The following is a 24335-nucleotide window of genomic DNA, read 5'->3' as shown; positions in this document are numbered from 1 at the left end:
TGTAAAACATTCCAGAGACAATAACCAAGGCTAATGTCGCTAGTAGTAACGATGTATTTGCATTACTTCTCATAAGGTCAGGAACCCACCAAAGCCCAATCACGATGGCAAAAAAAATATAGACAAAAAAATCAAAACACAATTGAAATAATTTAAAGGACATGTTGTTAAGCCTTCTCTCAACTATTTGAGTAAACCTTCAATGCGTTGGACTGAATCATAATAACTGTTAAATAATTGCAACCTTTGTGTTCGATCAAGGAACCAAGACGCCATCGACGTCCCGGAATTCGTATTAGGAATCAATGCAAACTTGAATGCTCCTGATGGCGCTGCGGCTGAGGAGTTCAACATGCCATCGATGGTGGCCGGCATATATTGAGCGAGCAAGCTGTCGCCATGCGTTAGTGTCGTCCCCACGTACATGCGTCCCGACGCAAAGGCGAGCCCAAGCGAGGCGATCTGTGCGATATCCTGCGCTGTTTGATTGCCCGGCGCCAGCCAGTTGGCCAGCCAACCGGTGCCGCTGTCGGGGAGGTAGACCGCGCTTCCTTGTGTCGCTCGATACAGGTTGACCAGACTCGAATAAATCCCATAACCGGAATCAGCTAATGTCGCGATGCCTGTCGTAGTAGTAAGTACGCCGGCCGGTTTGGATATGCCAGTCGGGTCCGGTGCCAGAACTATCGCTCCGCCCGCTGTTGTCAAAATGGCTCCCGTACCGACCCCCGCCACTGATCCGGCTAGATTAATACCCGCCTTCGTAAATCGGCCCAGATCGAACTGGCCTGTACGTAACGCATCCTGATTGATATCACCGTTGGGTAGGAAGTAGCCGTTAAGTTCCTTGAGCGAAGCAAGTGCGTCAGCAGAGCAAAATGTGGCGCAGTCTTGCTGTAGTTGATCGCGGATTTGCTTGAGTGTATCAGCGGACATCATAACGGAATTGCACTTTCCGTTGGTCAAGCAGACCAGCGCCTCGGCAGTTTGTTGCTGATCAATCGCCTTCCATTTGCCTTCGACAACTTTGCAATCTGCAGCACTTTTGCAGGCGGCCAGTTCTTTCTTCTTCTGGTCGATCTGGTCATGTGTTAGATAGTTGTTGGTCACCCCGACGTAGGCCGTGGAAGCCCCCGTGGCGGCGCCCTGGGTGCCACCGGTGGCGGCCCCGACGGCGGTGCCGGCAAGCGTCACGCCGAGCTGCATCAGGCTGGTGTATTCGGCCGAGCCGGGGACGATGCCCTGGTCGGTCAGGTACTTCGAGACGATGGGCGCCAGCGCTTCCTGGGTCATGCCGGCGAGCGCGCCGGCGGCGAGGCCGCCGTCGCCGACCTTGGCGGCGATGGCGCCGGCCAGACCGTGCAGAGCGATCTTCATCGCCGAGCCGTCCTCCCATTGCCTGGCCTCCTCTTCCTTGCCCTGGGCACGCAGTTCGGCCGCCTGTTTCTGCGCATAATCCCCGACCAGGCCCGAGAGCACCGCCCCGACGAGCTGTCCGGCCTCCTGGTTCTCCTTCTGCTTCTGGATCTTCTGTTCGAGGACTTGGGCCTGCTGCAGGGAAAGGGAGTTGGTCAGGCTGCCGTTGGCGGTGGCCGGATCGCGGGCCATGAGCTCGTCGGCGATGGTCTGGCTCCTGGCCTCAGTCTCCGCATTGCCCGAACCGGTGATCGTGACGTTGGCCGGGCTGATCACGCTCTGGGTCGTGCTCGTCTCGTTCTGGTTCTTCGGCATTGCGGCGTTGCCGGAGAGGTTGGCGAGGAGATTGGACGTCGTGTTGGAGGCGAGCGTCGAGAGGGCGCTACCGCCGCTGTAGGACAAGCTCACGCTGCTGCTCGAAGACTTTGTCGTCTGCGCGTTCTCCAGGTCCCGGCTGGTGAGGCTGGCGGTGGTGAGCTGGTTCTTCTCCGTCTCCGCCGTGCTGGTGATCGCCGCGCCGACGAGGTCGGTATGCCCCTTGACCGTAATGTCGAAGCCGCCGTCGCCGGCAGCGATGCCGCTCTGGCCGACGGCGGACAGGTAGTTGTGCTTGATCTCCTGCTTGCTCGCGCCCACGCTGCCGGTGACCGGCGTACCGGCGCAGAAGAACCAGCAGATGGAGAGGTTGAAGCCCGAACTCGATTGCTTACTGTGGTAGACGCTGCTGTCCTGCAAGGTCTCGATCAGCAGGTTGCCGCCCACGTCGAGAAGCACCGACTCGCCGGCGAGCTGCGCCCCCTTCAGGGTGGTATCCCGGCCGCTCTTGACGGAGAGCGAATCGCTGGCGGTGATCAGGGTGTTGTCGTAGACGGTCTCCGAGCCGTTGGCCGTGCCCTTTATCTGGCTGGCGTTGATCTGGAAGGAGAGCCCGTTCTGCTGGCCGCCGAAGGCCACGGTGACGCCAAAGCCGGCGCTGCTGCCGCTCGATTTGTTGGCGAGTTCGCCGGTATTGGCGGCGGCGGCGAGGAGAATGTCGCGTTGGGCCGAGAGGGCGATGTCCTCGGCCTGCAGCTTGGCGCCGACCAGCGTGAGGTCGGTCTCTGTCGCCGTGATGTTGATCGTCTTCGCCTGCAGATTGGTGCCGGTGACGGTGGCGGTGTGGGACGAGGATTCCGATTTGCTCTTGCTGCTGCCGACATAGACCTGGACGCCGATGCCGGGGGATACCTGAGCATTGGCGCCGACGACTGCGCCGCCGCTGTTGCTGACCACGTTGTCGCTGGCCGCCTGGGTGGCGTCGCTCGCCAGTTTGCCGCCGTTCTCATAGAGCTTCCAGGCATCGTAGCCGGCCTTCAAGGCCAGCGCGCCTTCCAGGCGGTTGTTGTCGGTGTGGGTGGCGCGCTCGGCCATCTGGCCGAGGGTGTCGATGATCTCGCCGATCGGCCCGGCCAGCCGGGCGCCGACGGTGAGGCTCTTGCTCTGGGTCAGGCTGTGGCTGGACGTTTCGTCGGTCGCGGGCAGCAGGGCGACGGCGTTGCCGGAGAGCGTCAGGGCATCGCCCGCGAGCAGGTCGGCGCCTTGCGTCAGGAGATTGCCCTGGCCGGTGCCCTTGTACTGGCTGTCCAGGCCGGCGCGCAGGGTGAGGTCGCCGGTGTTGGCCGAGAGCAGGCTGGTACTCTGGCTGACGACGTGCTCGTCGGCGTCCTGGCTGCCGGCACTCTTGCCGTAGAGCGTCCAGCGGCCGTAGGCGTTGGGAGTGAGGCCGATGCTGTTCGACGAACTCTGGGTGTGCGTCTCGACGTCCTGGGTGTTGGCGGCGGCCAGGATATCGATGTTGCGGCCGGCCAGGACGGTGAGGTCGTTGTCGGCCAGCACGCCGGCGGCGCGGATCACCGTGTCGCGGCCCGAGACGAGGGTGACGTTCTCGCCCGAGAGAGTGCTGGTGACCTGGGTGACAGTGTCCACGTCGGCGTTCTGCTTGAGCGCGCTCTTGCCGTAGGAAATCCCGCCGTAGGAAACGCTGAGGCCGGAGGATTTCTCCTTGTAGAAATGCGTCTCGCGGGAGGTGTCCTGGGCGGTGTCGAGGATGAGATCGCGGCCGGCGGTGGCGGCCAGGTCGTGCGCGGCGGTGACAGAACTGCCCCTGACGGTGAGGTCGTTGCCGGCGGCGAGCGCCACGGTGTTGCCGGAGAAGGTGCTGGCGATCGCGGTGGTTTCGTCGAGGGTGTCGAGGCGTTCCTTGGAGCGCTTGGCGAAGAAACCGCTCTTGCTGCTCTTGCTCCAGGCTTCGGAGGACAGGGCGGCCTCGCCGGTGGTGATGGTGAGGTCGTGCCCGGCCGAGGCGGCGAGCGCGCCGCCGGCGACGACGGAAGCGGCGCGGGCAGTGAGATCGTTGCCGGCGGCCAGCGTCAGGTCGCCGGCCGCGGCGAGCGTGCTGCCGACCTCGGTGCGCGTGTCCTGGCGCCAGCGGTTGCCCTTGCTGGAGGTGGACGCTGCGCTGGTTTCGGTGACGGTGCCGAGGGTGAGGTCGCGGCCGGCGGAGAGGAGGGTGGCGCCGCCCGAGTCGGCTGAGGCGGCGTTGGCCACGGCCGCGGCGAGCAAGGACAGGTCGCGGCCGGCAGCGGCGACCAGGGTGCCGCCCTCGCCGGTGACGTAGAGGCCGGCCACGCGGTCGATCACCGTGGTCTGCACGGCGGCGTGCACGGCCCGGCCTTCGCTGGGGGCGTACGTCCGGTCGACGGTGCTGCTCGCCACGGTGAGATCGCGGCCGGCGGTGGCGATCAGGGTACGCTCGGCTTCGACCGTGCCGCCGAGCACGGCAAGATCGGTGGCGGCCTGCAGGGCCACGTCGCGCCCGGCCACGGCGCCGCGCTGCACGGCGATGTTCCCGGCGGTGAGCACCACGGTCTGGCGGCCGGCGATCGTGCCGCTGGTGGTGAGATCGCCGGCGGTCTGGAGCTGGAGGTTCTCGGCGGCGATCAGCGCGCCGGAGGAGTCGAGATCGTTCGCGCGCACGCGGGCATAGACCTGCGGCACGAGCACGCGCTGGGTGCTGCCGTCGGCGAGGGTGACGGTCTTCTCGACCAGCCAGACGATGTCGGTGGTGAGCTGGGCCATCTGCGCCTCGGAGAGCGCCACGCCGGGGATGAGGTGCCAGGCCTGGGCGACGGTGGCACCGGCGGCCATCAGGGCGCGGTATTGCTCCTCGTCGCTGGCGTAGCCGGCGAGGAAGCGCCGGCCGGTGAGCTGGGCGATCTGCTCGGTGATCAGGCGCTGCTCGTAGAAACCATCGCCCAGGCGCTTCTGGGTCAGCGCCGGATCGAGGCCCAGGGCCTGGAGCAGATAATCGGAAGAGAGCCAGGACCGGTAGCTGGCGAACTGCGGGTCGGTCTCGACGAGGTAGCCGCCGGTGCTGGCCGGATTGGTGTGGTACAGCCGGTTGGCGGGGAGCGCCAGCGTCGGCTCGGCCGTGGCGACCACAGCGGACGGGCCGCTGGCGCCGCCGGCCGCGGTCACCTGGCTGACGCGCGGCGCGGCCTGCCCGGCGGAGGTTGCGGCATCGGCCGCGCCGGCGCCGCCGGCAGCCTGGCCGACGCCGCCCGCGCCGGCCGTTCCGGGCGAGCTGCCGGTGGCGCCGACGACCGGCGCGGCGTTCTGCCGGACGGTCACGTTGTCGATGCGCCCGGTGAAGCTGCCGGTGAGCGTACCGCCGGCGACGATCTGGCCGGGCACGCTGCCGATCAGGGTCTGCGTGCTGGAGGCGGAGGTCCACGAATCCTTCGCGTTGTTGACCCAGTGCCAGTCCTGGGTGGTCGCGGTGGTGTCGGTCACCCGGTAGAGTTCGGCGCCGACGTTGGTCAGCGTGGCGCCGGTCAGCACCATGTCGCCGCCGGACTGGATGAGGCTGTAGCGGTTCTCCAGGGCGGTGGCGGCGATGGCCATGGCGCCGCCGGCGCGGATCACCGCGGACGGCGAATCGGCGGTGACCACGTCGCGCCTGGCGGTGGTCGTGGCGGCCGTGTTGTCGATGTAGCTGCAGTCGTCGTAGATGTCCCGGCAGGTCTGCCAGTAGGCCGTCGAGGCCACGCCCTGCGCCGCCAGCGCGGCGGTCAGCTGGCCGAGGGCGGCGGGGCGTTCGGCGGCCAGGGTGTCGAGGAGGATCTGCCAGATGCGGCGGGAGTCGGCCAGCGTCTGCGGGTCCTGGGCGTTGACGGCGGCCACGAGGCGGGCGCGGGTGGCGGCGTCGAGGCCGCCGCCGAGCGGGCCGGCGTAGCCGGCCAGGTCGCCCCAGACATTGACGAAGTCGTCGCGCACGGAGGGCGTGACGGGAGGCACGTCGGGGTCCGGGGCCGGGGCGTCCGGGTCGGCCGGCGCCGGGTTGTAGAGGGCGACCAGGACGGCGTCGGGACCGCCGCCGAGGAGTTTGACGAGGATGTTGAGGTAGCGGTCGCGGACGTAGTCGCGCCAGATCGCGGCGCTCGATTCCTTGATCGGCCAATGGAACTGCAGGCCGGGCGCGTAGTCGAGCGGGGCGGCGCCGGCGGGCGGCGCGGTGTCCGGCACCGTCGCGGTGGCGAAGGCGGTCTTGCGGTTGGTCAGGCTCGCCGTGTCGAGGACCAGATGGCCCAGGGCTTCAAGGGTGGCGCTGGCGTTGTCGATGGCGGTGGCCTGCCCGCTGGCGTGGCGGTCGGCGTCGAGGCCGCCGCCGATGGCCAGGTCCTGGGCGGAGAAGATCAGTGCGCCGTCGCGGTTGGCAAGGGAGCCCACGCCCAGGTCGAGGCGGTCGCGCGCGGCGATCACCGGCGCCGTGCCGCCTTCGGCGAGGTTGTTCAGCGTGCCGGCGGCAATCGCCAGGTGGTCGCCGTAGAGGCGGCCGGTGCCGAGGTTGTCGAGCGTGCCGGCGGTGATGACGGTTTCGCCGCCGTCGATCAGGCCGCGGTTGGTCAGGGCGCCGGTGACGCGCACGTCGAGGGCACCGCCGGCGAGCGTGCCGGTGGCGGCGTTGTCCAGCGCGGCCGCCTGCAGGGCAAGCGCCTCGCCGGCCTGGACGGTGCCGCGGTTGGTCACCGTGCCGGCCGTGGTCAGGTGCAGGTCGCGGGCGGCGGTGATGTCGCCCGTGTTGAGGAGGTCGGCCACGAGATCGAGTGCCAGATCGCCGTGCGAGAGGACATTGCCGTCGCCGGAGAGCCGTTTGGCGCGCAACGCAAGGGCGCTGCCAGCGAGGAAGGTGCCGCCGGTGTTGGTGACGGCGAGCGTGCGGTCGGCGCTGTCGTCGAGGAGGGCGAGCGTTCCCTGCGAACTGATCAGGCCGCCGGTATTGTCGAGCGTGCCGGCGCTGGTGACGGTCAGCGCGGTGTTGGCACGCACGGCGCCGCCGGCGTTGGCGAGCGTGCCGGCCGCGATGCCGACGCTGCCGCCTTCGAGGCCGTGGCCGGTGTCCAGGGTGCCGGCGTTGTCGACCGTGGCCGCCGAGAGGGCGAGGGTCTGGGCGGCGCGGATCAGGCCGCCGCGATTGTCGATCCGGCCGGTGGCCTGGGCGACAAGGTCCCCGGCCGTCTGGATGTCGCCGTCCCGGTTGTCGAGGGCGGCGGTGGCGTCCAGGCGCATGCCAGCTTGGGCGACGAGGCGGCCCTTCCGGTTGTCCAGGGTCGTGGCGGTGAGCGCGAGCGCGTCGCCGGCGCTGACGAGGCCGGCGGCGTTGTCCATTGCCCCGGTCGTGAGCGTGACCGCGCCTTGTCCCCGAATGCCGAGGTTCTCGCCCAGGGTGTCGCGGTTGGTCAGCGCCTGGCCGTGGGTATCGAGGGTCAGGGCGCCGCCGGCCTGGAGCAGCCCGCCGGTGTTGGTGAGGGCGCCGCTGTCGATCTGCAGGGTGGTTTCGGCGGCGAGGACGCCCTGGGTGTTGTCGAGCGCCTGCCCGTGGGTGTCGACGGTGAGCGTTTTGCCGAGCACGGTGCCGCCGGCATTGCCGAGGCCCTGGCTCGCCAGGACGAGGTCCGTGGCCGCTTCGAGCCGCCCGCTGGTGTTGGTCACGACGCCGCCCGCGCTGAGGTCGAGCCGCCCGGCGACCGCCCCGAGCGTGCCGGCTGTGTTGTCGAGCGCGCCCTCGGAGCGCAGCGTGAGGTCGGTGCCGGCGACGAGCTGGCCGGCGGCGTTGGCCACGTCGCCCTGCGCCGTGACCGTCAGCGCCTTCGCTGCGGAGAGCGTGCCCCCGGCGTTGTCCAGCCGCCCCGTCGTGGTGGTGACGGCGAGCGCGTCGTTGGCGACGATCCGGCCGCCGGTCCGGTTGTCGAGCGTGGCGGACTGAATGGTCAGCGCCTGGCCGCTGGCGAGCGTGCCGCCCCGGTTGTCGAGCGCGCCGGCGACCGTGAGCATGCCGCCCTGCTCGCTCGTAATGCGGCCGCCGGTGTTGTCCAGTCCGGCCGCCGTGACCACCAGGGCGCCTTGGGCGCCAAGAACCCCCGCCGCATTGTTCACCGTGCCCGCGTGCACGGTGACCGCGCCCTGGCCCTGGATCGTCCCGGCGGCGTTGATGAGCTGTCCGCTCGTCAGCGTCAGCATGCCGTCGCCGGCCAGGGTGAGGACGCCACCGGTGTTGTCGACGGTGTCGGCGCTCAGGGACAGGCCGTGGCCGTTGCTGGCGAAGCGTCCTTCGGTGTTGTCGAAGCGGCCGGCGAGGGTGAGAGTCAGGGCGTCGGCGCCGGCGTAGTCGAAGGTGCCCCGGACGTTGAGCAGGTCGTATGCGGCGACGGCGAGCCGGCCGCTCACGGAGAGGGCGCCGCCGCGATTGTCGAGGGTGGCGGCGGCGAGGGCGGCATCCGTGGCGGTGACGGTGCCCGAGTTGCGGAAGGCGGTGCCCGTGGCGGTGAGTCGGTCAAGGGTGAGCGTGCCGGCGTTGTCCAGGGCCTTGGTGGCGGTGAGGGCGAACGTGCCGCTGGCCACGAGGGTGCCGGTGTTGGCCAGGGTGCCCACGGCGATGCGTCCGTCGGCGAGCGGGAGCGGGACGGCGGTGTCCACGGCGAGCGTGCCGCCCGCCGTGCTGGCGGTGGGGACGCCGGCGAGGGCGCCGGTTTCGGTCCCGGCGCCGGACCCGCTCCCGGCCCCGCCCGAAGGCGTACCGCCGCCAGCCTCGGAGGGAGCGGCAAGGTGGCCGATCACCCCGGCCGCAGCGTTGTCGAGATGCGCGGCGGTGAGGGCGAGCGCCTGCGTGCCGCTCTGGCGCACGCTGCCGTCGTTGCGGAAGACGCCGGCCGTCAGGTCGAGGCGCTGGCCGTCGAGCGTGCCCTGGCGGTTGGCGAGCTGCCCGTCGGTGGCAAGGACCAGTTCCCGCCCGGCGTGCAGCAGGCCGCTGTTGTCGATGTCGCCCCGGCTCGCCACGGTCAGATTGCCGTCGCTCGCCAGCGTGCCGGTGTTGTCCAGGCCCCGGGTGGCGACGGTCAGGGAGGACTCGCCGCTCACCACGGTGCCGCGGTTGATCAGTTGCCCCTCCGCCGTGACCAGCACCTCCCCCGCCGAGGCGGCGAGCGTGCCGGCGTTGCGCACGCCGACGCCGGCCTCGGTGCCGACGAGGACGATCTTGCCGGCGTACATGCCGCCGAGCGGGGCGACGTCGAGGGCGAAGGCCGGGGCCGGGCCGGCGCCGGAAATCGGCACGGCCTGCGTGTGCGCGGCATCGACCCGGTTGGCGCCGGTGGTGACTTTCACGGTCTGCGCCCACACGCCGGCGTTGAGTTCGACGGCGCGGGCGATGAGGTCGGTATAGTCCGCGCCGCGCGCGTCCAGCCCGGCGCCGTCGATGCGCAGCGTGCCGCCCTCGACGCGGTAGCCGTCGAGGGTACCGGCGGAGAGGAGCGGGGTGCCGGTGGTGAGCGTGGCGCGGTGGGCGTTGAGGAAGCCGCAGCCCGCGCAGGTGACGCCGGCCGGGTTGGCGACGACGACCTGGGCGCGGTCGCCGGCCACTTCGATATAGCCGCCGAGCAGGCTGGGGGTGCTGGACACGACTTCGTTGAGGATGACGCGGGCGGTGCCGCGGGCGAGCCAGGGGTTGCCCTGGACCCAGCCGCCGAGCTGGGTGGCGACGTTGTTCCTGGAATTGTTGAGGATGGCGCCGGCGGCGCCGACGTCGAACTGGCCATAGGTGTTGTGCGAGACGCCCGCCGCGCTCGGGGTCTGGATGTTGATGAGCGGCACGCCGTTGCCGGCCGACAGGATCGTCGCCTGCTGCGCGGCCGGGGCGGCCTTGTAGGCGACGACCTGGGCCGCCGCCGGCAGCACCGCCGCCCCGCCGAAGGCCACCAGGAGGCAGAACCCGAGCCGCCGCAGCCGCGCCCAGCGTGCCGTCCCCGCCCCATGCCGCCCGGCCGCCCCCGTCCCCTTGCCATCCCCCACCGCGCTCTCCGCCACCGCCATCACCTGCCCGCGCTTCTCGTTGAATACATGACGGTAAAAATCTCGGTTCATGGCGTTCTCCGGAGGTATTTCAGAAAGAAAGGGTGAGGTTGAAGCCGGCGGTGACGCGGTCGGTCTGGAAGTGCGCCGGCTTGCCGACGGGACGGCCGGCGAAGGCGTCGTAGGAGAGCCGCTGCCAGGCGCCGCGCAGGCCGAGGACGGCGCCGGTGAGGCTGCGTCCGACCAGCAGGTCGGCGGACCGGCCGCCGACCCGGCCGTGGTCGAGGCCGAGGTAGAGTTCCTGCCCGCCGCCGAACGGCAGCGACAGGTCGTTGCGGATCAGGAAGCCGCGTTCGGCCATCAGCACGCTTTCGCCGTCGAAGCCGCGCACGGTGTAGCGCCCGCCGATCGAGAAGCGGTCCTGCGGCACCAGCGGGGTGCGGTTCCACTGCGCGCGCCAGCGGCCGTTGTAGCGCAGGCGCTGGCCGAGCAGTTCGAAGGGCAGCGCGAGCGCCGCCTCGGCGGTGACGAGCTGCGGCCGGGCGGTACCTTCGCCGAAGGGCTCTTCCGGCGCTTCGAGCGCGGCGAAGGCGCCGGTGCCGCGCCGGTAGGCGAGGTCGAGGTCGAGCGTGGCGTCGGCGAAGAAGGCGCGGTGTTCGGCGCCGGCTTCCCAACCGGCCATGCGCCGGCGCTGGACGGCCACTTCGGTGTCGTCGATGAAGTTCCGCGAGCGGGTGAGGTAGCCGCGCAGGTAAACCGTGCTCTTGTTCGCCGCGTCCCGGTAGACGAGGCGCGCAAGCCGGGCTTCGAGGGTGCTGCTGGTGCCGCTGTAGACGTAGTCCTGGCTGGCGCCGGCGACGCTCTGGTGATAGCGGTTGTCGCTGCCGGTGGCGCCGAGCGTCCAGTAGCCGAAGGGGACGGAGTAGTGCAGGGTGGTCCCGCGCGTGCCGCGGTCGCCGGAACGGCCGCCGCCGAGGTCGTTGTTGTAGGTGGCGTAGAAGAGGTCGCTCGCCGCCAGCAGATGGTCGCCGGAGACGGTGACGCTGCCCTGGTACTTGCCGGTCGTCTCCGAGCCGCCGTCGTTGGCCGAGAGCGTCAGGCGCAGGGGGAAGGCCTGCTTCCAGGTGACGACGAGGTCGCTTTCGCCGAGCGCTTCGGCCGGCTCGATGCGGATATCGGCCTCGACGGTGGGGACGCGCTTCCAGTTTTCCAGGGCCTGCTCGATGTCGCGCAGGTTGAGCAGGTCGCCCGGCGCGGCGGGAACGGCGTTCCAGGCGGTGGCGCGGGGGTCGCTGTCGGCGGAGAAGCGGATGGCGCGGATGCGGCCGGGAAGGATCTTGAGCGTGAGCACGCCGGTGGTGAGGTCCTGCGGTTCGGCGAGGACGCGCGTGGTGACGTAGCCGCGCGCGACGATGGCGTTCTGGAGGCGGGCCATGACCTGGCTGATGCCGCCGCTGCCGAGGCAGCGCCCCGTCGCCGGATCGCCGGGCAGGTCGGCCGCCTCGCGCGCCCAGGCGAACCGGCCGGAAGCATCGTCGAGGCGGATTTCGTGAATCGGAAAGCAGGGGGTTTCGTGCTCGGGCAGACGTTCGGCGGCCGGCGCTTCGCCCGCCGGCAGGCGGACGTCGGGGCGGCGTTCCAGTTGCTCCCGCAGCGCGCGCTCGCGCTCCTGCTGGCGCTGGATTTCCTGTGCCGCCGCTTCTTCCGGCGTCGCCGCGACGGCCGATGCGGCCAGGCACGGGAACAGGAGGGAAATGAGCAGCCGGAGCAGGCGGCCGGTCCGTCCCGTGCGGCGTTGTCGTGGCGGCCGCTTGTTCTTGTCATTGTTTGCGCGCGTCATGTTCAGCACCCCAACCTGCCGTCATCCGGAAAAAATATGGCGCAGGATTATGCCACGGGATGCGTGGGAGATATGAGAACTAATACTCACTACTCACGAAGAATATGACTTCGGCCCCGTCGTCGGCGAATGGACCGAAAATTCGGATATGGAGCGCGCAAGCGCGGAATGCGGACCGGCCGGCGCGCTCGGCCCGGCAGGGCCGGCGGCTTGTTCCCAAGACAATGAAATGACGGCCGCCAGGCGCGCCGGAGGAAATCCGGACTGGCTCGGCGCGATCGGCGGACTACTTGGCCGGGTACCCTTCCCGATCCTGCCGGCTCATCGCTTCAATCGGCCAGCCGCCCGAAATGATTCACCGCGCGACGAAATTCCCGAGCATCGAGCGCAGGCCGGTCTCGAACAGCTGCATCAGCGGCTGGATGAGGTAGGGCAGGCAGACGTAGAGGGCGGCGAAGCCGAGGGTGATGGTCACCGGAAAGCCGATGACGATCAGGTTGAGCTGCGGCGACACGCGCCCGAGGACGCCGAGGGCGGTGTTGGTGATGAGCAGCGCGACGATGATCGGCAGGGCCAGCAGCAGGCCGCCCGAAAAGACGATCGCGCCGGCGTTGGCGATGTTGGCCCACGAGGCGCTGCCCGGCAGCGTGCCGACCGGCAGGGCCTGGAAGCTCTGCGCCAGGGTCAACAGGACCATCAGGTGGCCGTCGATGCCCATGAACATGAGCAGCGCCAGGAGGCCGATCATTTCCGACACGACCGCGGTCTGCGAGGTGCTGGTCGGATCGTAGCTGGTGGCGAAGCCGAGGCCCATCTGGGTGCTGAACACGTTGCCGGCCAGGTCGACCGCGCTGAACACCAGGCGCATGGAAAAGCCCATCGCGTAGCCGATCAGCATCTGCTCGGCCAGGATCAGCAGCCCGGCGCCCGAGGCCGGGGCGACGCCCGGCGGCGTTCCTGCCGCGCCGATGGCCGGCGCGATCGCCAGGGTGATGGCCAGACCCAGGATCAGGCGCGCCCGCACCGGCAGCGCGTCGTTGTTGTACGGCGGCGCGGCGGCGAGCAGCGCGAGCACGCGCGCCAGGGGAAAGACGAAGGCCGCGATCAGCGCGTCGAGCTCGGCCGAGGTGAAGGTGAGCATGCGCGATCAGCCGATCAGCTGCGGGATCTTCTCGAAAAGCTGGCGGATGTAGTCGACGAACAGCTGCAGCATCCAGGGGCCGGCCAGGCTCAGCACCAGGAAGGTGCCGACCAGCTTCGGGATGAACGACAGCGTGGCCTCGTTGATCTGCGTCGCGGCCTGGAAGATGCTGACGATCAGCCCGGCGACCAGCGCCGTCAGCAGCAGCGGGCCGGACAGCAGCAGGGCCACTTCGATCGCCTGGCGGCCGAGGGCCATGACGGTTTCGGGTGTCATGTGGCGAAGCTCATCACCAGGGAGCCGAGCATCAGGTGCCAGCCGTCGACCAGCACGAAGAGCATCAGCTTGAAGGGCAGGGACACCATTACGGGCGACATCATCATCATGCCCATCGACATGAGCACGCTGGCCACCACCATGTCGATGATCAGGAACGGGATGAAGATGATGAAGCCGATCTGGAAGGCCGTTTTCAGCTCGCTGGCGACGAACGCCGGAATGAGCACGCGCATCGGGACGTCGTCGGGCGAGGCGATGCGCGGGGCGTTGGCCAGGCGCGCGAACAGGCCGAGGTCCGCCTCGCGGGTCTGCTTGAGCATGAACCCGCGCAGCGGCACGGCGCCGCGGTCGACCGCCTCGGCGAAGGCGATCCGGTTCTCGGACAGGGGCACGTAGGCGTCGGTGTAGATGCGTTCCAGCACCGGCGACATGATGAAGAAGGTGAGGAACAGCGCCAGCCCGACCAGCACCTGGTTGGGCGGGGAGGTCTGCGTGCCGAGCGCGTGGCGCAGGATCGACAGCACGATGATGACGCGCGTGAAGCTGGTCATCATCAGCAGGCCCGCCGGGATGAAGGTCAGCGCGGTGAGCGTGATCAGCGTCTGGATCGACAGCGTGTAGGTCTGGCTGCCGCCCGCGCCCGGCGTGCTGGTCAGCGCCGGCAAGCCGCCCGTCTGCGCCAGCGCGGCCAGCGGCGCCAGCAGGGCGAGCACGGCGATGAGCGGCGGCAGCCGGCGCGCGAGCCTGAGGAGGCGCTGAACCATTCCCCATGCGCCATTCCGGCGAAAGCCGGAATCCAGGCGAACCGACGCACCGGCCCCCGGCCTGCGCCAGGGCGACGAAGAAATCGGTGCTTCCCTAGTTGCCATTCTTGCGCTCGGCCACGTGTTTGAGCCAGGCCCCGAAGCGGTTCTCCGCGTCCTTGCCGGCCGGCAGCTCGCCCTTGGGCAGGGTGTGCAGCGTCTTGATCTGGCCGGGGACGATGCCCACCACCAGCCAGGTCTCGCCGACCTCGACGAGCACGATGCGCTCGCGCGGGCTGAGCATCAGCCCGCCGACGACGCGCAGGGGGCCGGTGTGGCCGAACGCCCTGCCGCCGTTGAGCCGGCGCAGCAGGTAGGCGCCGAGGAACAGCACGCCGATGATCAGCGCCAGGCCGAACAGCATCTGCAGCATCGCGCCGCCGGGCAGGGCGGGCGTTTCGGGGATCGCGCCGGCGCCGGTCTGGGCGGCGGCCAGCCCCGGCGGGATCAGCGCCAGGAGAAGCGGCCCGCCCGTCCGGAGGGCGCCCGGCAAGCGGGCATGGCGGGTCAGGGAGTGCAGCGGGGGATGAGGCAATTGGCGGCTCGTCGGCGATGGATGGAAGGCGGGTGAAGACCGCCCGCTATCTTAATCCAAGCCGCCTGAACGGGAAACCTCGTCGTCCCGGCGCAAGCCGGGACCCGGTGCGTGCCCCGAGAAACTGGATTCCGGCTTGAGCCGGAATGACGGCACGGATACTTTGGCGTCGCCCGTGGATTCCACAGGCATTCATGCGGCCGCCGGCCGCGTCAGCGGCCGAGCTTCCGCATGCGCTCGGAGGGCGTGATGATGTCGGTCAGGCGGATGCCGAACTTGTCGTTGACCACCACCACTTCGCCCTGGGCGATCAGCGTGCCGTTGACGAACACGCTCATCGGCTCGCCGGCCATGGCGTCGAGCTCGACCACCGAGCCGTGCGCGAGCTGCAGGAGGTTCTTGATGGTGATCTTGGCGCGGCCGAGTTCGACGGAGATCTGGACCGGGATGTCCAGGATCATGTCCAGCTCGTTCATCATCGACGCTTTGCCCGCCGCGTCGCCGAAGGACGGGAAGATTTGCGCCGGCCGCGCCTGGGTCGCCGCGGCCTCGCTCTGCGCCTGTTCGGCCATGGCGGCCGCCCAGTCGTCGTCCATGCTGGTTTCGTCTGCGGCTTTGCCGTCGGTCGCGTCGGCCATGGATTAACTCCTCTGAGGCGCCGGTTCGTCGCCTTCGTGTGTGATGAAGCGGTTGATCTTGAGCGCGTACTGGCCGCCCTGCTGGCCGTAGGTGCATTCGATCACGGGCACGTCGTCGACGCAGGCGGTTATCTGGTCGGGGATGCTGACCGGAATGATGTCGCCGGCCTCCAGCTTCAGGATTTCCCCGAGCGTGATGGTGGTCGTGCCGAGCGTGGCGACGATTTCGACCTCGGCGTCCTTGAGCTGCTTGCGCAGCATCATGATCCAGCGCTGGTCGGTGGACAGCTGGTCGCTCTGCATCGCGCTGTAGAGCAGGTCGCGGATCGGTTCGAGCATCGAATACGGGAAGCACAGGTGCATGTCCGCCGCCGTGCCGCCGAATTCGAGCGAGAAGGTGGTCGAGATGACGATCTCGGAGGGCGTCGCGATGTTGGCGAACTGCGAGTTCATCTCCGAGCGGATGTATTCGAAGGAAATCTCGTAAACCGGCTTCCAGGCGCGCGAATACTCGGTGAACACGACGTTCAGCAGGCCCTGGATGATGCGCTGCTCGGTGCCCGTGAAGTCCCGCCCCTCGACGCGCGTATGGAAGCGGCCGTCGCCGCCGAACATGTTGTTGACGACCAGGAACACCAGGTTCGGATCGAAGACGAACAGCGAGGTCCCGCGCAGCGGCTTGGCGGCGACCAGGTTGAGGTTGGTCGGAACGACGAGGTTGCGGATGAACTCGCTGTATTTCTGCACCCGGATCGGCCCGACGGAAATCTCCGTGGTGCGGTGCATGTAGTTGAACAGGCCGATGCGCAGGTAGCGGGCGAAGCGTTCGTTGATCAGTTCGAGCGTCGGCATGCGCCCGCGCACGATCCGTTCCTGCGTTCCCAGGTTGTACGGACGGATGCCGTCCTGGCCTTCGTCGGAGGCGGCCGGCTCGTCCGATTCCCCGGTGACGCCCTTGAGCAGTGCGTCAACTTCGTCCTGGGAGAGAAAATCGGTGGACATCGCTTACTGGATGATGAACGAGGTGAACAGGACTTCCTTGACCGGCGCGTCGTCTTCCTTCGCGCCGGGGGCCAGCACGTGGTTCATCTGCTCGCGGATTTCCCCGGCCAGCTTTTCCTTGCCCTCCTTGGTCAGCAGCTCGGACGCCTTCTTGGCGGAGAGCAGCATCACCACGTTGTTGCGGATCTTGGGCGTGTAGGTCTTGATGCGTTCGCCAGCCGGCGCGTCGGCGACCTCGACCGAGAGGATCAGCTGCACGAACTGGTCGCCCGATTCGGGAACGAGGTTGACGGTGAAGGTATCCATGGCCACATAGACCGGCAGCACTTCCTTGCCGCCCTTCTTCTTGCTCTTGGTCGTCTCGGCGGCCGTCTCTTCCTCGGCGTTCTCGGCGTTGTGCTTGCGTATCAGGAAGAACGCGCCCGCCGCGCCGAGCGCCAGGATCACCACCAGCGTCGCGGCGATGATGATCAGCAGCTTCTTGCTTTTCCTCGGCGGCGCCGCTTCCGGCGCCGCTTCGGGTTTTGCTTCCTTGGCCATATGCTAGAAACCTCGCTCGTGTTCTTCTCGTATTATCCGCCGCGCCTGGCCGTCCCCCCGATGATGGTGTTCAGACGAACGTATCGACCAGGCCGCGTCCGGCGCCGACCACCGTCGTGGCACCGCCGGCCGCCAGCGAATCAGGCGCAAGTATAGCCATATCGTTTCCCGATGGGGATGCGCTTCCGCCCGGCTGTTGGCCGTTGCCGGGCGCCTGCCGGAACGATTCCGCGCTGACCTGCGCCTGCCCCAACTGGATGCCCGCGCCGGCGAGCATTTCGCGCAGCCTGGGCAGGGCGGTCTCGATGGTTTCCCTGACCTCGGCATTGCTCGAAACGAAGGTGGCGGTGGCGGTCGACGTGTCGCTGTCGAGCTTGAGCGAGATCTGGATGCTGCCCATCGACGGCGGGTTGAGCGTCAGCTCGGCGGACTGCTTGTGGCTGGTGGCGATCCACGTCACTTTCTGCGCGAAGTCGTCGTGCCAGTCGCGGTCGTGCAATGAGGTGGCGACGGGGAGCGTCGGCGCGTCGTCGTGCCGGGCGTGCGCGCCGGGCGTCACGGCGGCGGCCGCGGCCGGAAGCGCAGCGGGTTCCTGAGTCGCGGCGGCGGTGGTCTCCGGGAGCGCGGCAAATTTTGCCGCCGGCTCGCTTGCCGCGGCCGGCAGCCGGTCGGCGGGCAGCGTCTGTGAAGCGTCCGGCGCCGTGCGGCCGGCCGCCGCCAGGCTGGCGTCCGCGGGCGAGGCGTGGGCCGCGATGGCCGTCGTCTCGTTGCCCGCCGGCGCGGCAGCCGGCGCGAGCGTGCTGCGCTGCTCGAAAGGCGCCTGCGCCAGCGCGGCCAGCAGGGCCGACGGATCGCCGGCGGCGCTGGCATCGTCCGTGCCGCCGGCGGAGTCGTCGGCCTCCGCTGCGGGCGCCGCGCCCGGCAGCGATCCCGCGTCGGGACGGAGGGCGGCCAGCTGGCCGAGCAGCAGGCTGGTGAAATCCTGGACCGCATCCGTGCTTTCCGTCCCCGCGGCGGCGTCCGGCGCGGGCAGGGGGGCTGATTTGGGCAAGGCCGATACGAGGGTGATGGGCATGGCTGCGTTCCGAAAGCGGTATGCGTTGGCGCTGACGGCGATTCAGCAATATCCGTGCCATTGCGGGCCGGGCGCGGCCCCGGCTCAACGTTCTGGGCGATCCTTGCTCCGCGCGGCGAACTCGTCCTGGAGTTTCTGCTCGCGTTTCATCTCACGCGCGCTTTCGCTGGCGAAATGCCGCTCCGACAGCGTGTCGAAGGCCTTGAGCTTTTTCCGCTGCTGCTGCCACTGCAGCTGGCCGGCGGCGGTATTCCGCACCTGCATGGCGACGATGCCGCGCTGCTGCTCGATGGCGTCGTCGAGGCGGCCGAGGAAGTGCTGGAAATTCTGCCACTCGCGCTGCGTCAGGCCGTTCTGCGCCGCCTCGCGGAAGCGGCCGGCGTATTCGTCGCGGTAGCCCAGCAGCATGTCCAGCCGGGCCTTCGCATCCTTCTCGCTGGCGATCAGGCGGGCCAGGTTGCGCGTCGCCTCGTCGGTGCGGGCCTGCATCAGGTCGAGCACGGTCTGCAGGGAAAAGGGTCGGGTCATGATTTCGCTCCGCGCGGATCGCCGAACAGGCCCGCCAGCTCGCCGACGCTGTCGTCGAAGCCGGAGCGTTCGGTGAGCGTCTGCTGGAGAAAGCGCTCGAACGACGGGTAGAAGTTGATGGCCTGGTCGAGCAGCGGATCGGAGCCGGCGGCGTAGGCGCCGACGCTGATCAGGTCGCGCGAACGCTGGTAGCGCGAGTAGAGCTGCTTGAAGTGCCGGATTTTTTCGAGATGCCCGGGGGTGATCAGGTTGACCATGGCGCGGGAAATCGATTGCTCGATGTCGATCGCCGGATAGTGCCCGGCGTCGGCCAGCGTGCGCGACAGGACGATGTGCCCGTCGAGGATGGCGCGGGCGGCGTCGGCGATCGGGTCCTGCTGGTCGTCGCCCTCGGCGAGCACGGTGTAGAAGGCGGTGATCGAGCCGCCGCCGTCGGCGCCGTTGCCGGCGCGCTCGACGAGCTGCGGCAGGCGCGCGAACACCGAGGGCGGATAGCCGCGCGTCACCGGCGGCTCGCCGATGGCCAGGGCGATCTCGCGCTGGGCCATGGCGTAGCGCGTCAGCGAATCCATGATCAGCAGCACGTGGCGCCCCAGGTCGCGGAAATGCTCGGCGATCGCCGTGGCGTAGGCCGCGCCCTGCATGCGCATCAGCGGGCTGACGTCGGCCGGCGCGGCCACCACCACCGCGCGGCGCAGGCCTTCCTCGCCGAGGATCTGCTCGATGAACTCCTTCACCTCGCGGCCGCGTTCGCCGATCAGGCCGACGACGATCACCTCGGCCTCGGTGTAGCGCGCCATCATGCCGAGCAGCACGCTCTTGCCGACGCCCGAGCCGGCGAACAGGCCCATGCGCTGGCCGCGCCCGACGGTGAGCAGGGCGTTGATGCAGCGGATGCCGACATCGAGCGAATGGTCGATCGGCGCGCGCGACATGGGGTTGACCGGCCGGCCCTGCAAGGGGCGCAGCGTGTCGGCCACGAGCGGGCCGTGGCGGTCGAGCGGCCGGCCGGCGCCGTCGATCACCCGGCCGAGCAGCGATTCGCCGACCGGCAGCAGCTTGGCCCGGTCCACGGCCCGGCGCCGGGCCGGCGCGGGCTGGCCGACCTTGGGCCGCACGGCCTGGGCTTCGAGGGCGACGACGCGGGCGCCCGGCGACAGGCCGTAGACGTCTTCCGACGGCATCAGGAACAGGCGCTCGCCGTTGAAGCCGACGACTTCGGCCTCGACCGGCGAGCCGCCGACGGGAATGATCCGGCACGAGCTGCCGAGCGGCAGCTTCAGGCCGGCGGCTTCCATGACCAGCCCGTTGATCCGCGTCAGGTGGCCGCTGGGCAGCAGCGGCGTGGCCTGGGCGACGGTTTCCTGGCAGGTGCCGAGAAAGGCGTTCCAGCGGTCGAGGTAGCGGTTCTGCGTGCTGCCGCTCATGGCGTCCGCCGTCCTCAGGCCTTGTCGCCGAGCCAGTCGCGGCCGGCGCCGATGGTTTCGACGACGCGCTTCCAGCGCGTTTCCAGGGTCGCGTCAACTTCGCTGGCGCCCAGTTCGACCCGGCAGCCGCCGCGCGTCAGGGCGGGGTCCTCGATGATCCGCCAGTTGTTGTGCGCCAGATGCTCGCCCATGTGCGCGCGGATCAGCGCGGCGTCGTCGGGATGCGCCAGCAGCGCCGGATGGCCGGAACTGAGCTGCAGCGCGGCCACCGCCTCGCGCACCACCGGCAGGAGCAGTTCGGGCTTGACCTGCAGGCTCTGGCGCAGCACCTGGTTGGCGATCTCCAGCGCGGTCGCCAGCAATTGCTCGGCGACGTGCTGTTCGATTCCCCCGGCGGCCTGCTGCAGGCTGTCCAGGATTTCCGCCATCCGGGCGCTGACGTCCTGCGCCTCGGCCAGGCCTTCCGTGTAGCCTGCCGCGTAGCCCTGCTCGTGCGCCTCGTTGTGCATGCGCTCGATGTCGGCGGCGGTGGGCAGGACGAGCGGCGGTTCCTCGGGCGCCTCCGCCTGCGGCGGCGTTTCCGCGGCGTGCGCGCCGGCCTGTGCCGGCGGCTCGGCGGCCTGCTCTTCCTCGTCGAAGGCCGCCAGTTCCCAGCGCTGGTAGGCCGTGAGTTTTTCCTTGGGAATGAAACCGATCATGGCTGCGGCGTCGTCAGATCATCTCTTCGCCGCCGGCGCCGCCGAGCACGATCTGGCCTTCGTCGGCCAGGCGGCGGACGATCTTGAGGATTTCCTTCTGCTCGTTCTCGACTTCGGAAACGCGCACCGGGCCGCGCGACTCCAGGTCCTCGCGCAGCATTTCCGCCGCGCGCTGCGACATGTTCTTGAAGATCTTCTCGCGCAGCGGCTCCGAGGCGCCCTTCATCGCCAGGATCAGCGAATCCGACTGGATTTCGCGCAGCAGCAGCTGGATCGCCCGGTCGTCGAGGTCGAGCAGGTTCTCGAACACGAACATCTCGTCGAGGATGCGCTGCGCCAGGTCCGGGTCGTACTCGCGGATCGAGTCGATCACCGTGGTCTCGTTGGCCGAGCCCATGAAGTTCAGGATCTCGGCCACCGTGCGCACGCCGCCCATCGCCGACTTCTTGATGTTGGCCGAGCCGGAGAGCAGGCGCAGCATGACGTCGTTGAGCTCCTTCAACGCCTCCGGCTGGATGCCCTCCAGCGTGGCGATGCGCAGCACGACGTCGTTGCGCAGGCGCTCGGTGAAGTGGTTGAGCACGTCGCTGGCGTGGTCCTTCTCCAGGTGCACGAGGATCGTGGCGATGATCTGCGGGTGCTCGTTGCGGATCAGCTCGGCGACGGTCGGCGCGTCCAGCCACTTGAGCCCCTCGATGCCGTTGGTGTCGCCGCCCTGCAGGATGCGCGAGATCAGGTTGGCGGCCTTGTCGTCGCCCAGCGCCTTGGTCAGCACCGAGCGGACGTAGGCTTCGGTATCGATGTGCACCGCGGCGGCTTCGGACGCCGTCTGGTGGAATTCGGCCAGCACGGACTCCACCTTGTTGCGCGGCACGGTCTTCAGCGCCGCCATGGCGTGGCCGAGCTTCTGCACTTCCTTGGGGCCGAGGTGCTTGAGCACCTCGGACGCATAGTCCTCGCCCAATGCGATCAGCAGGATGGCGCTTTTTTCGATTCCGTCATCCGCCGGCATTGGCGCTCGTCCAGTCCTTGATGATGTTGGCGACCGCCTTCGGGTCCTGCTGCGCGATGTCCCGGGCCTGCGCCAGCTTCTGCTCCAGCGCCTCGGCCGCCGAAGGCGTCCGTCCCTCGCCTTCCTCGTCGACGATGTCGATGCTGCCGCCCACGCGCTGGCGCGCCGGCGGGGGAGGCGGCGGCTGCAGCATGGTGCGGACGAGCGGCAGGATGACCTTGAACAGCAGGTAGAGGGCGATCGCGGCGATCAGCCCGTACTTGAAGATTTCCTTGGCCAGCGCCAGCATTTCCGGGTCCTTCCACGCGGGCAGCTCGGCCTCGGCCTTGTCGATGGCGGTGAACGCCGCGTTGGCCACCGAGACGGAATCGCCGCGTTCCTGGCTGAAGCCGAGGGCCTCCCTGACCAGGTCGTTGATCTGCCGCAATTCGGGCTCGGCCAGCGGCTTGACCGCGCCCTTGGCGTCCTTGCGGTGATTGACCACCACCGCCGCCGTCAGGCGCCGGATGGCGCCGACCGATTGCTTGGTGTGGCGGATGGTGCGGTCGACTTCGTAATTGATCGTCGAATCCTTGCGCGTGTTGATCGGCTGGCCGACGTTGGCAATCTGCGCCTGCACCCCGGCAGCGTTGATCTGTCCGGGAACTGGCGCACCCGCCGCGGCCGGGGCGCCCGCGCCGGGCACGGCCGGCTGGGTCAGCGGCGCGGTGGCCGGCACCGGCGGCTGATTGGAGAGCGCGCCCGGCACGCCCTGCGCCGACGGCATGGTGCTCGCCGATTCGCTGGTCTGCTGGCTGCGGATGCTGATCTCGGGCGGCACGGCGTTCGGGCGGTGCGTCTCGGCGGTCTGTTCGCTCTGCGAGAAGTCGATGTCGGCGGCGACCTGCACGCGGTAGTTGCCCTGCCCGAGGATCGGCGACAGGATGTCCTCGACCCGCTGGATCGCGGCGGCTTCGATCTCCCGGACGTACTTGAGCTGCGCCGGATCGAGCCCGGCTTCCATCAGCCGCGTCTTCAACTGGGAGATCATGGCGCCGGTCTGGTCGATCAGCGTGACGCTGGCGGGCGCCAGGTTCGGCACGCTGGCGGCGACCAGGTTCTGGATGCCGGCGATCTGCGCCGCGTCGAGCGTGCGGCCGGCGTACAGGTTGAGCAGCACCGAGGCCGACGGCTTGAGCTCCTCGCGCACGAAGACAGTGGGCTTGGGAATGGCGAGGTGCACGCGCGCCGCCTGCACCGCGCCGATCGACTGGATGGTGCGGGACAGCTCGCCTTCCAGCCCGCGCTGGTAATTGACCTGCTCGGCGAACTGGCTGACGCCGAATTTCTGGTTCTCCATCAGCTCGAAGCCGACGTTGCCGCCCTTGGGCAGCCCCTGCGTGGCCAGGCGCAGGCGCACTTCGTGCACCCGGCCGCCGGGAATGAGGATCGCGCTGCCGCTGTCGTTGAACTTGTACGGCACGTTCATCTGGTCGAGCGCCGCGATGATGGCGCCGCCGTCGCGTTCAGAAACGTTCGAGAACAGGACCCGGTAGTCGGATTGCTTGAGCCAGGTGCTGCTGGCGACGAGCAGGGCGACCAGCGCGGCGATCGCCACCATCAGCAGGATCTTCTGCTGGTTGGTCAGTTGCCCGAGCGCCTGGCGCACGCGGTCCAGCGGATTGCCAGTGGCCGCTGCAGAGGGGGATTCGGTTCCGGTCGCCGCCATGCGTGCAATAGTGGGTCAAAACTCTGAGAGTAATCAAGCAAAAGGCGCTATTTGCTAAGAATTATCTTACTATTGTAGCTGTTTATTGCATGGGATTTTCCAACGAAATGGGCGATGCGGCGCAAACGCAGCCACCTGAAACCAAGGCGCAGGAACTGCAGCGCGCCTTCGACGTTTTCAACCAGGTTTCGCTGGAGTTGACGCAGGCCTACGAGGCCCTGCAGCGCCGCGTGGAATCGCTGACGGCCGAGCTGGCGGTGGCCAACGGCGAACTGCGCCGGCAGTACCAGGAAAAGGAGGCGCTGTCCGAACGCCTGTCGCTGCTGCTCGACGCCCTGCCGGCCGGGGTGGTGGTGCTCGACAGCGCGGCCACGGTCGGCGAGGCCAACCCGGCGGCGCAGCGCATGTTCGGCGAGGCGCTGGCCGGCGGCGACTGGGCGGCGCTGGCCGGCAGCCGCCTGTCGCCGACCGACGCGCCCGACGAGTGGCAGCTCGACGCGCGCCGCGTGGCGATCGCCGAAAGCCCGCTCGATTCGGCGGGCGGGCGCCTGCTGCTGATCCACGACATCACCGCCGCGCACGAGCTGAAGGCCAACTTGGAACGCAACCAGCGGCTGGCGGCGATGGGCGAGATGGCCGCCTCGCTGGCGCACCAGCTGCGCACGCCGCTGGCCACCGCGCTGCTGTACAGCGCCAACCTGGCGCAGCCGGAGCTGGCGGACGCGGCGCGGGTGCGCTTCGCCGGCAAGGCCGCCGAACAGTTGAAGCGGCTCGAACGCCTGATCCAGGACGTGCTGCTGTTCACGCGCGGGGAGAGCCTCGGCCGCGACGTGGTGCCGGTGGCCGCGCTGGTCGCCGAGGCGGTGCAGACGGTCGAGCCGTTGTGTCGGCAAAAGGGCGTCGCGCTGCGGGTAGCGGCGGACGTCGGCGACGCCATCCTGACCGGCAGCCGCAAGGCGCTCGGCGGCGCGCTGCTCAACCTGCTGGAGAACGCGCTGCAGGCCTGCGAAGGCGGCGACGGCGCGGACCAGGAAATCGCCGTGCGGGCCGACGTCGAGGGCCGGCAGGTGCGCATCGGCGTGCGCGACACCGGCATCGGCATGGCGCCGGAGACGCAGGCCCGCATCTTCGAGCCGTTCTTCACCACGCGTGGGCAGGGCACCGGCTTGGGCCTCGCGATCGCGCTCGGCGTGGCGCGGGCGCACGGCGGCTCGATCGGGGTCAGCTCGAAGCCGGGCACGGGCTCGGAATTCGTGATGACGCTGCCGGTTGGCGCCGGAATGGACGAAAACGTCCGATAATCACGCC

16 protein-coding genes are annotated in these 24335 nt (G+C 69.0%); 1 reads left to right on the top strand and 15 read right to left on the bottom strand.

Annotated features, from left to right (window positions below; genetic code table 11):
* Positions 1-183: 183 nt before the first annotated feature.
* The 15 genes from QM701_RS06620 to fliF form a co-directional block, all read right to left on the bottom strand.
* Positions 184-9873, bottom strand: a complete 9690-nt coding sequence (locus tag QM701_RS06620; RefSeq protein WP_415166296.1) for a hemagglutinin repeat-containing protein — start codon at positions 9871-9873, stop codon at positions 184-186.
* 19 nt (positions 9874-9892) lie between these two features.
* Entirely contained in the window at positions 9893-11641 is a 1749-nt protein-coding gene (locus QM701_RS06615; protein ID WP_415166295.1) for a ShlB/FhaC/HecB family hemolysin secretion/activation protein, read from the bottom strand.
* Positions 11642-11996: 355 nt separating this feature from the next.
* Complete coding sequence (gene fliR, locus QM701_RS06610; protein WP_415166294.1) at positions 11997-12782, bottom strand: flagellar biosynthetic protein FliR; 786 nt, start codon at positions 12780-12782, stop codon at positions 11997-11999.
* Between the two features lie 6 nt (positions 12783-12788).
* Positions 12789-13058: a flagellar biosynthesis protein FliQ gene (gene fliQ, locus QM701_RS06605; protein ID WP_415166293.1), complete on the bottom strand. Its 270-nt coding sequence runs from the start codon at positions 13056-13058 to the stop codon at positions 12789-12791.
* On the bottom strand, positions 13055-13825 hold the full coding sequence (gene fliP / locus QM701_RS06600; protein ID WP_415166292.1) for a flagellar type III secretion system pore protein FliP: 771 nt from the start codon (positions 13823-13825) through the stop codon (positions 13055-13057). Before fliP ends, fliQ begins: the two co-directional genes overlap by 4 nt.
* A 94-nt stretch (positions 13826-13919) precedes the next feature.
* Positions 13920-14399, bottom strand: coding sequence for a flagellar biosynthetic protein FliO (fliO, locus tag QM701_RS06595; RefSeq protein WP_415166291.1), 480 nt, complete (start codon positions 14397-14399; stop codon positions 13920-13922).
* A 212-nt stretch (positions 14400-14611) separates the two neighbouring features.
* A complete protein-coding gene (gene fliN, locus QM701_RS06590) occupies positions 14612-15037 on the bottom strand; it encodes a flagellar motor switch protein FliN (protein WP_415166290.1) in 426 nt (141 codons plus the stop codon).
* 3 nt (positions 15038-15040) lie between these two features.
* On the bottom strand, positions 15041-16039 hold the full coding sequence (fliM, locus tag QM701_RS06585) for a flagellar motor switch protein FliM (RefSeq protein ID WP_415166289.1): 999 nt from the start codon (positions 16037-16039) through the stop codon (positions 15041-15043).
* Between the two features lie 3 nt (positions 16040-16042).
* The gene (gene fliL, locus QM701_RS06580; RefSeq protein ID WP_415166288.1) at positions 16043-16579 is read right to left on the bottom strand and encodes a flagellar basal body-associated protein FliL; all 537 of its coding nucleotides are present in this window, start codon (positions 16577-16579) and stop codon (positions 16043-16045) included.
* Between the two features lie 70 nt (positions 16580-16649).
* Positions 16650-17654, bottom strand: a complete 1005-nt coding sequence (locus QM701_RS06575) for a flagellar hook-length control protein FliK (RefSeq protein WP_415166287.1) — start codon at positions 17652-17654, stop codon at positions 16650-16652.
* An 84-nt stretch (positions 17655-17738) separates the two neighbouring features.
* Positions 17739-18182, bottom strand: coding sequence for a flagellar export protein FliJ (fliJ, locus tag QM701_RS06570; RefSeq protein ID WP_415166286.1), 444 nt, complete (start codon positions 18180-18182; stop codon positions 17739-17741).
* Positions 18179-19609, bottom strand: coding sequence for a flagellar protein export ATPase FliI (fliI, locus tag QM701_RS06565; protein WP_415166285.1), 1431 nt, complete (start codon positions 19607-19609; stop codon positions 18179-18181). The genes fliJ and fliI overlap by 4 nt, the downstream gene beginning before the upstream one ends.
* A gap of 14 nt (positions 19610-19623) precedes the next feature.
* A complete protein-coding gene (locus QM701_RS06560) occupies positions 19624-20307 on the bottom strand; it encodes a flagellar assembly protein FliH (RefSeq protein WP_415166284.1) in 684 nt (227 codons plus the stop codon).
* A 13-nt stretch (positions 20308-20320) separates the two neighbouring features.
* Positions 20321-21319: a flagellar motor switch protein FliG gene (gene fliG, locus QM701_RS06555; RefSeq protein WP_415166283.1), complete on the bottom strand. Its 999-nt coding sequence runs from the start codon at positions 21317-21319 to the stop codon at positions 20321-20323.
* A complete protein-coding gene (gene fliF / locus QM701_RS06550) occupies positions 21306-23027 on the bottom strand; it encodes a flagellar basal-body MS-ring/collar protein FliF (protein ID WP_415166282.1) in 1722 nt (573 codons plus the stop codon). The genes fliG and fliF overlap by 14 nt, the downstream gene beginning before the upstream one ends.
* 89 nt (positions 23028-23116) lie before the next feature.
* Between fliF and QM701_RS06545 the strand changes: the two genes are divergently transcribed.
* Positions 23117-24328 (top strand): sensor histidine kinase, encoded by a 1212-nt coding sequence (locus tag QM701_RS06545; RefSeq protein WP_415166281.1) that lies wholly within the window; start codon positions 23117-23119, stop codon positions 24326-24328.
* Positions 24329-24335 lie beyond the last annotated feature (7 nt).

The sequence above is a fragment of the Propionivibrio sp. genome, assembly GCF_047602565.1.
In the GTDB taxonomy this organism is placed as follows: Bacteria; Pseudomonadota; Gammaproteobacteria; order Burkholderiales; family Rhodocyclaceae; genus Propionivibrio.
The sequence above is the reverse complement of the archived record's forward strand: the minus strand, read 5'-3'. Positions and strand labels throughout refer to the sequence as shown.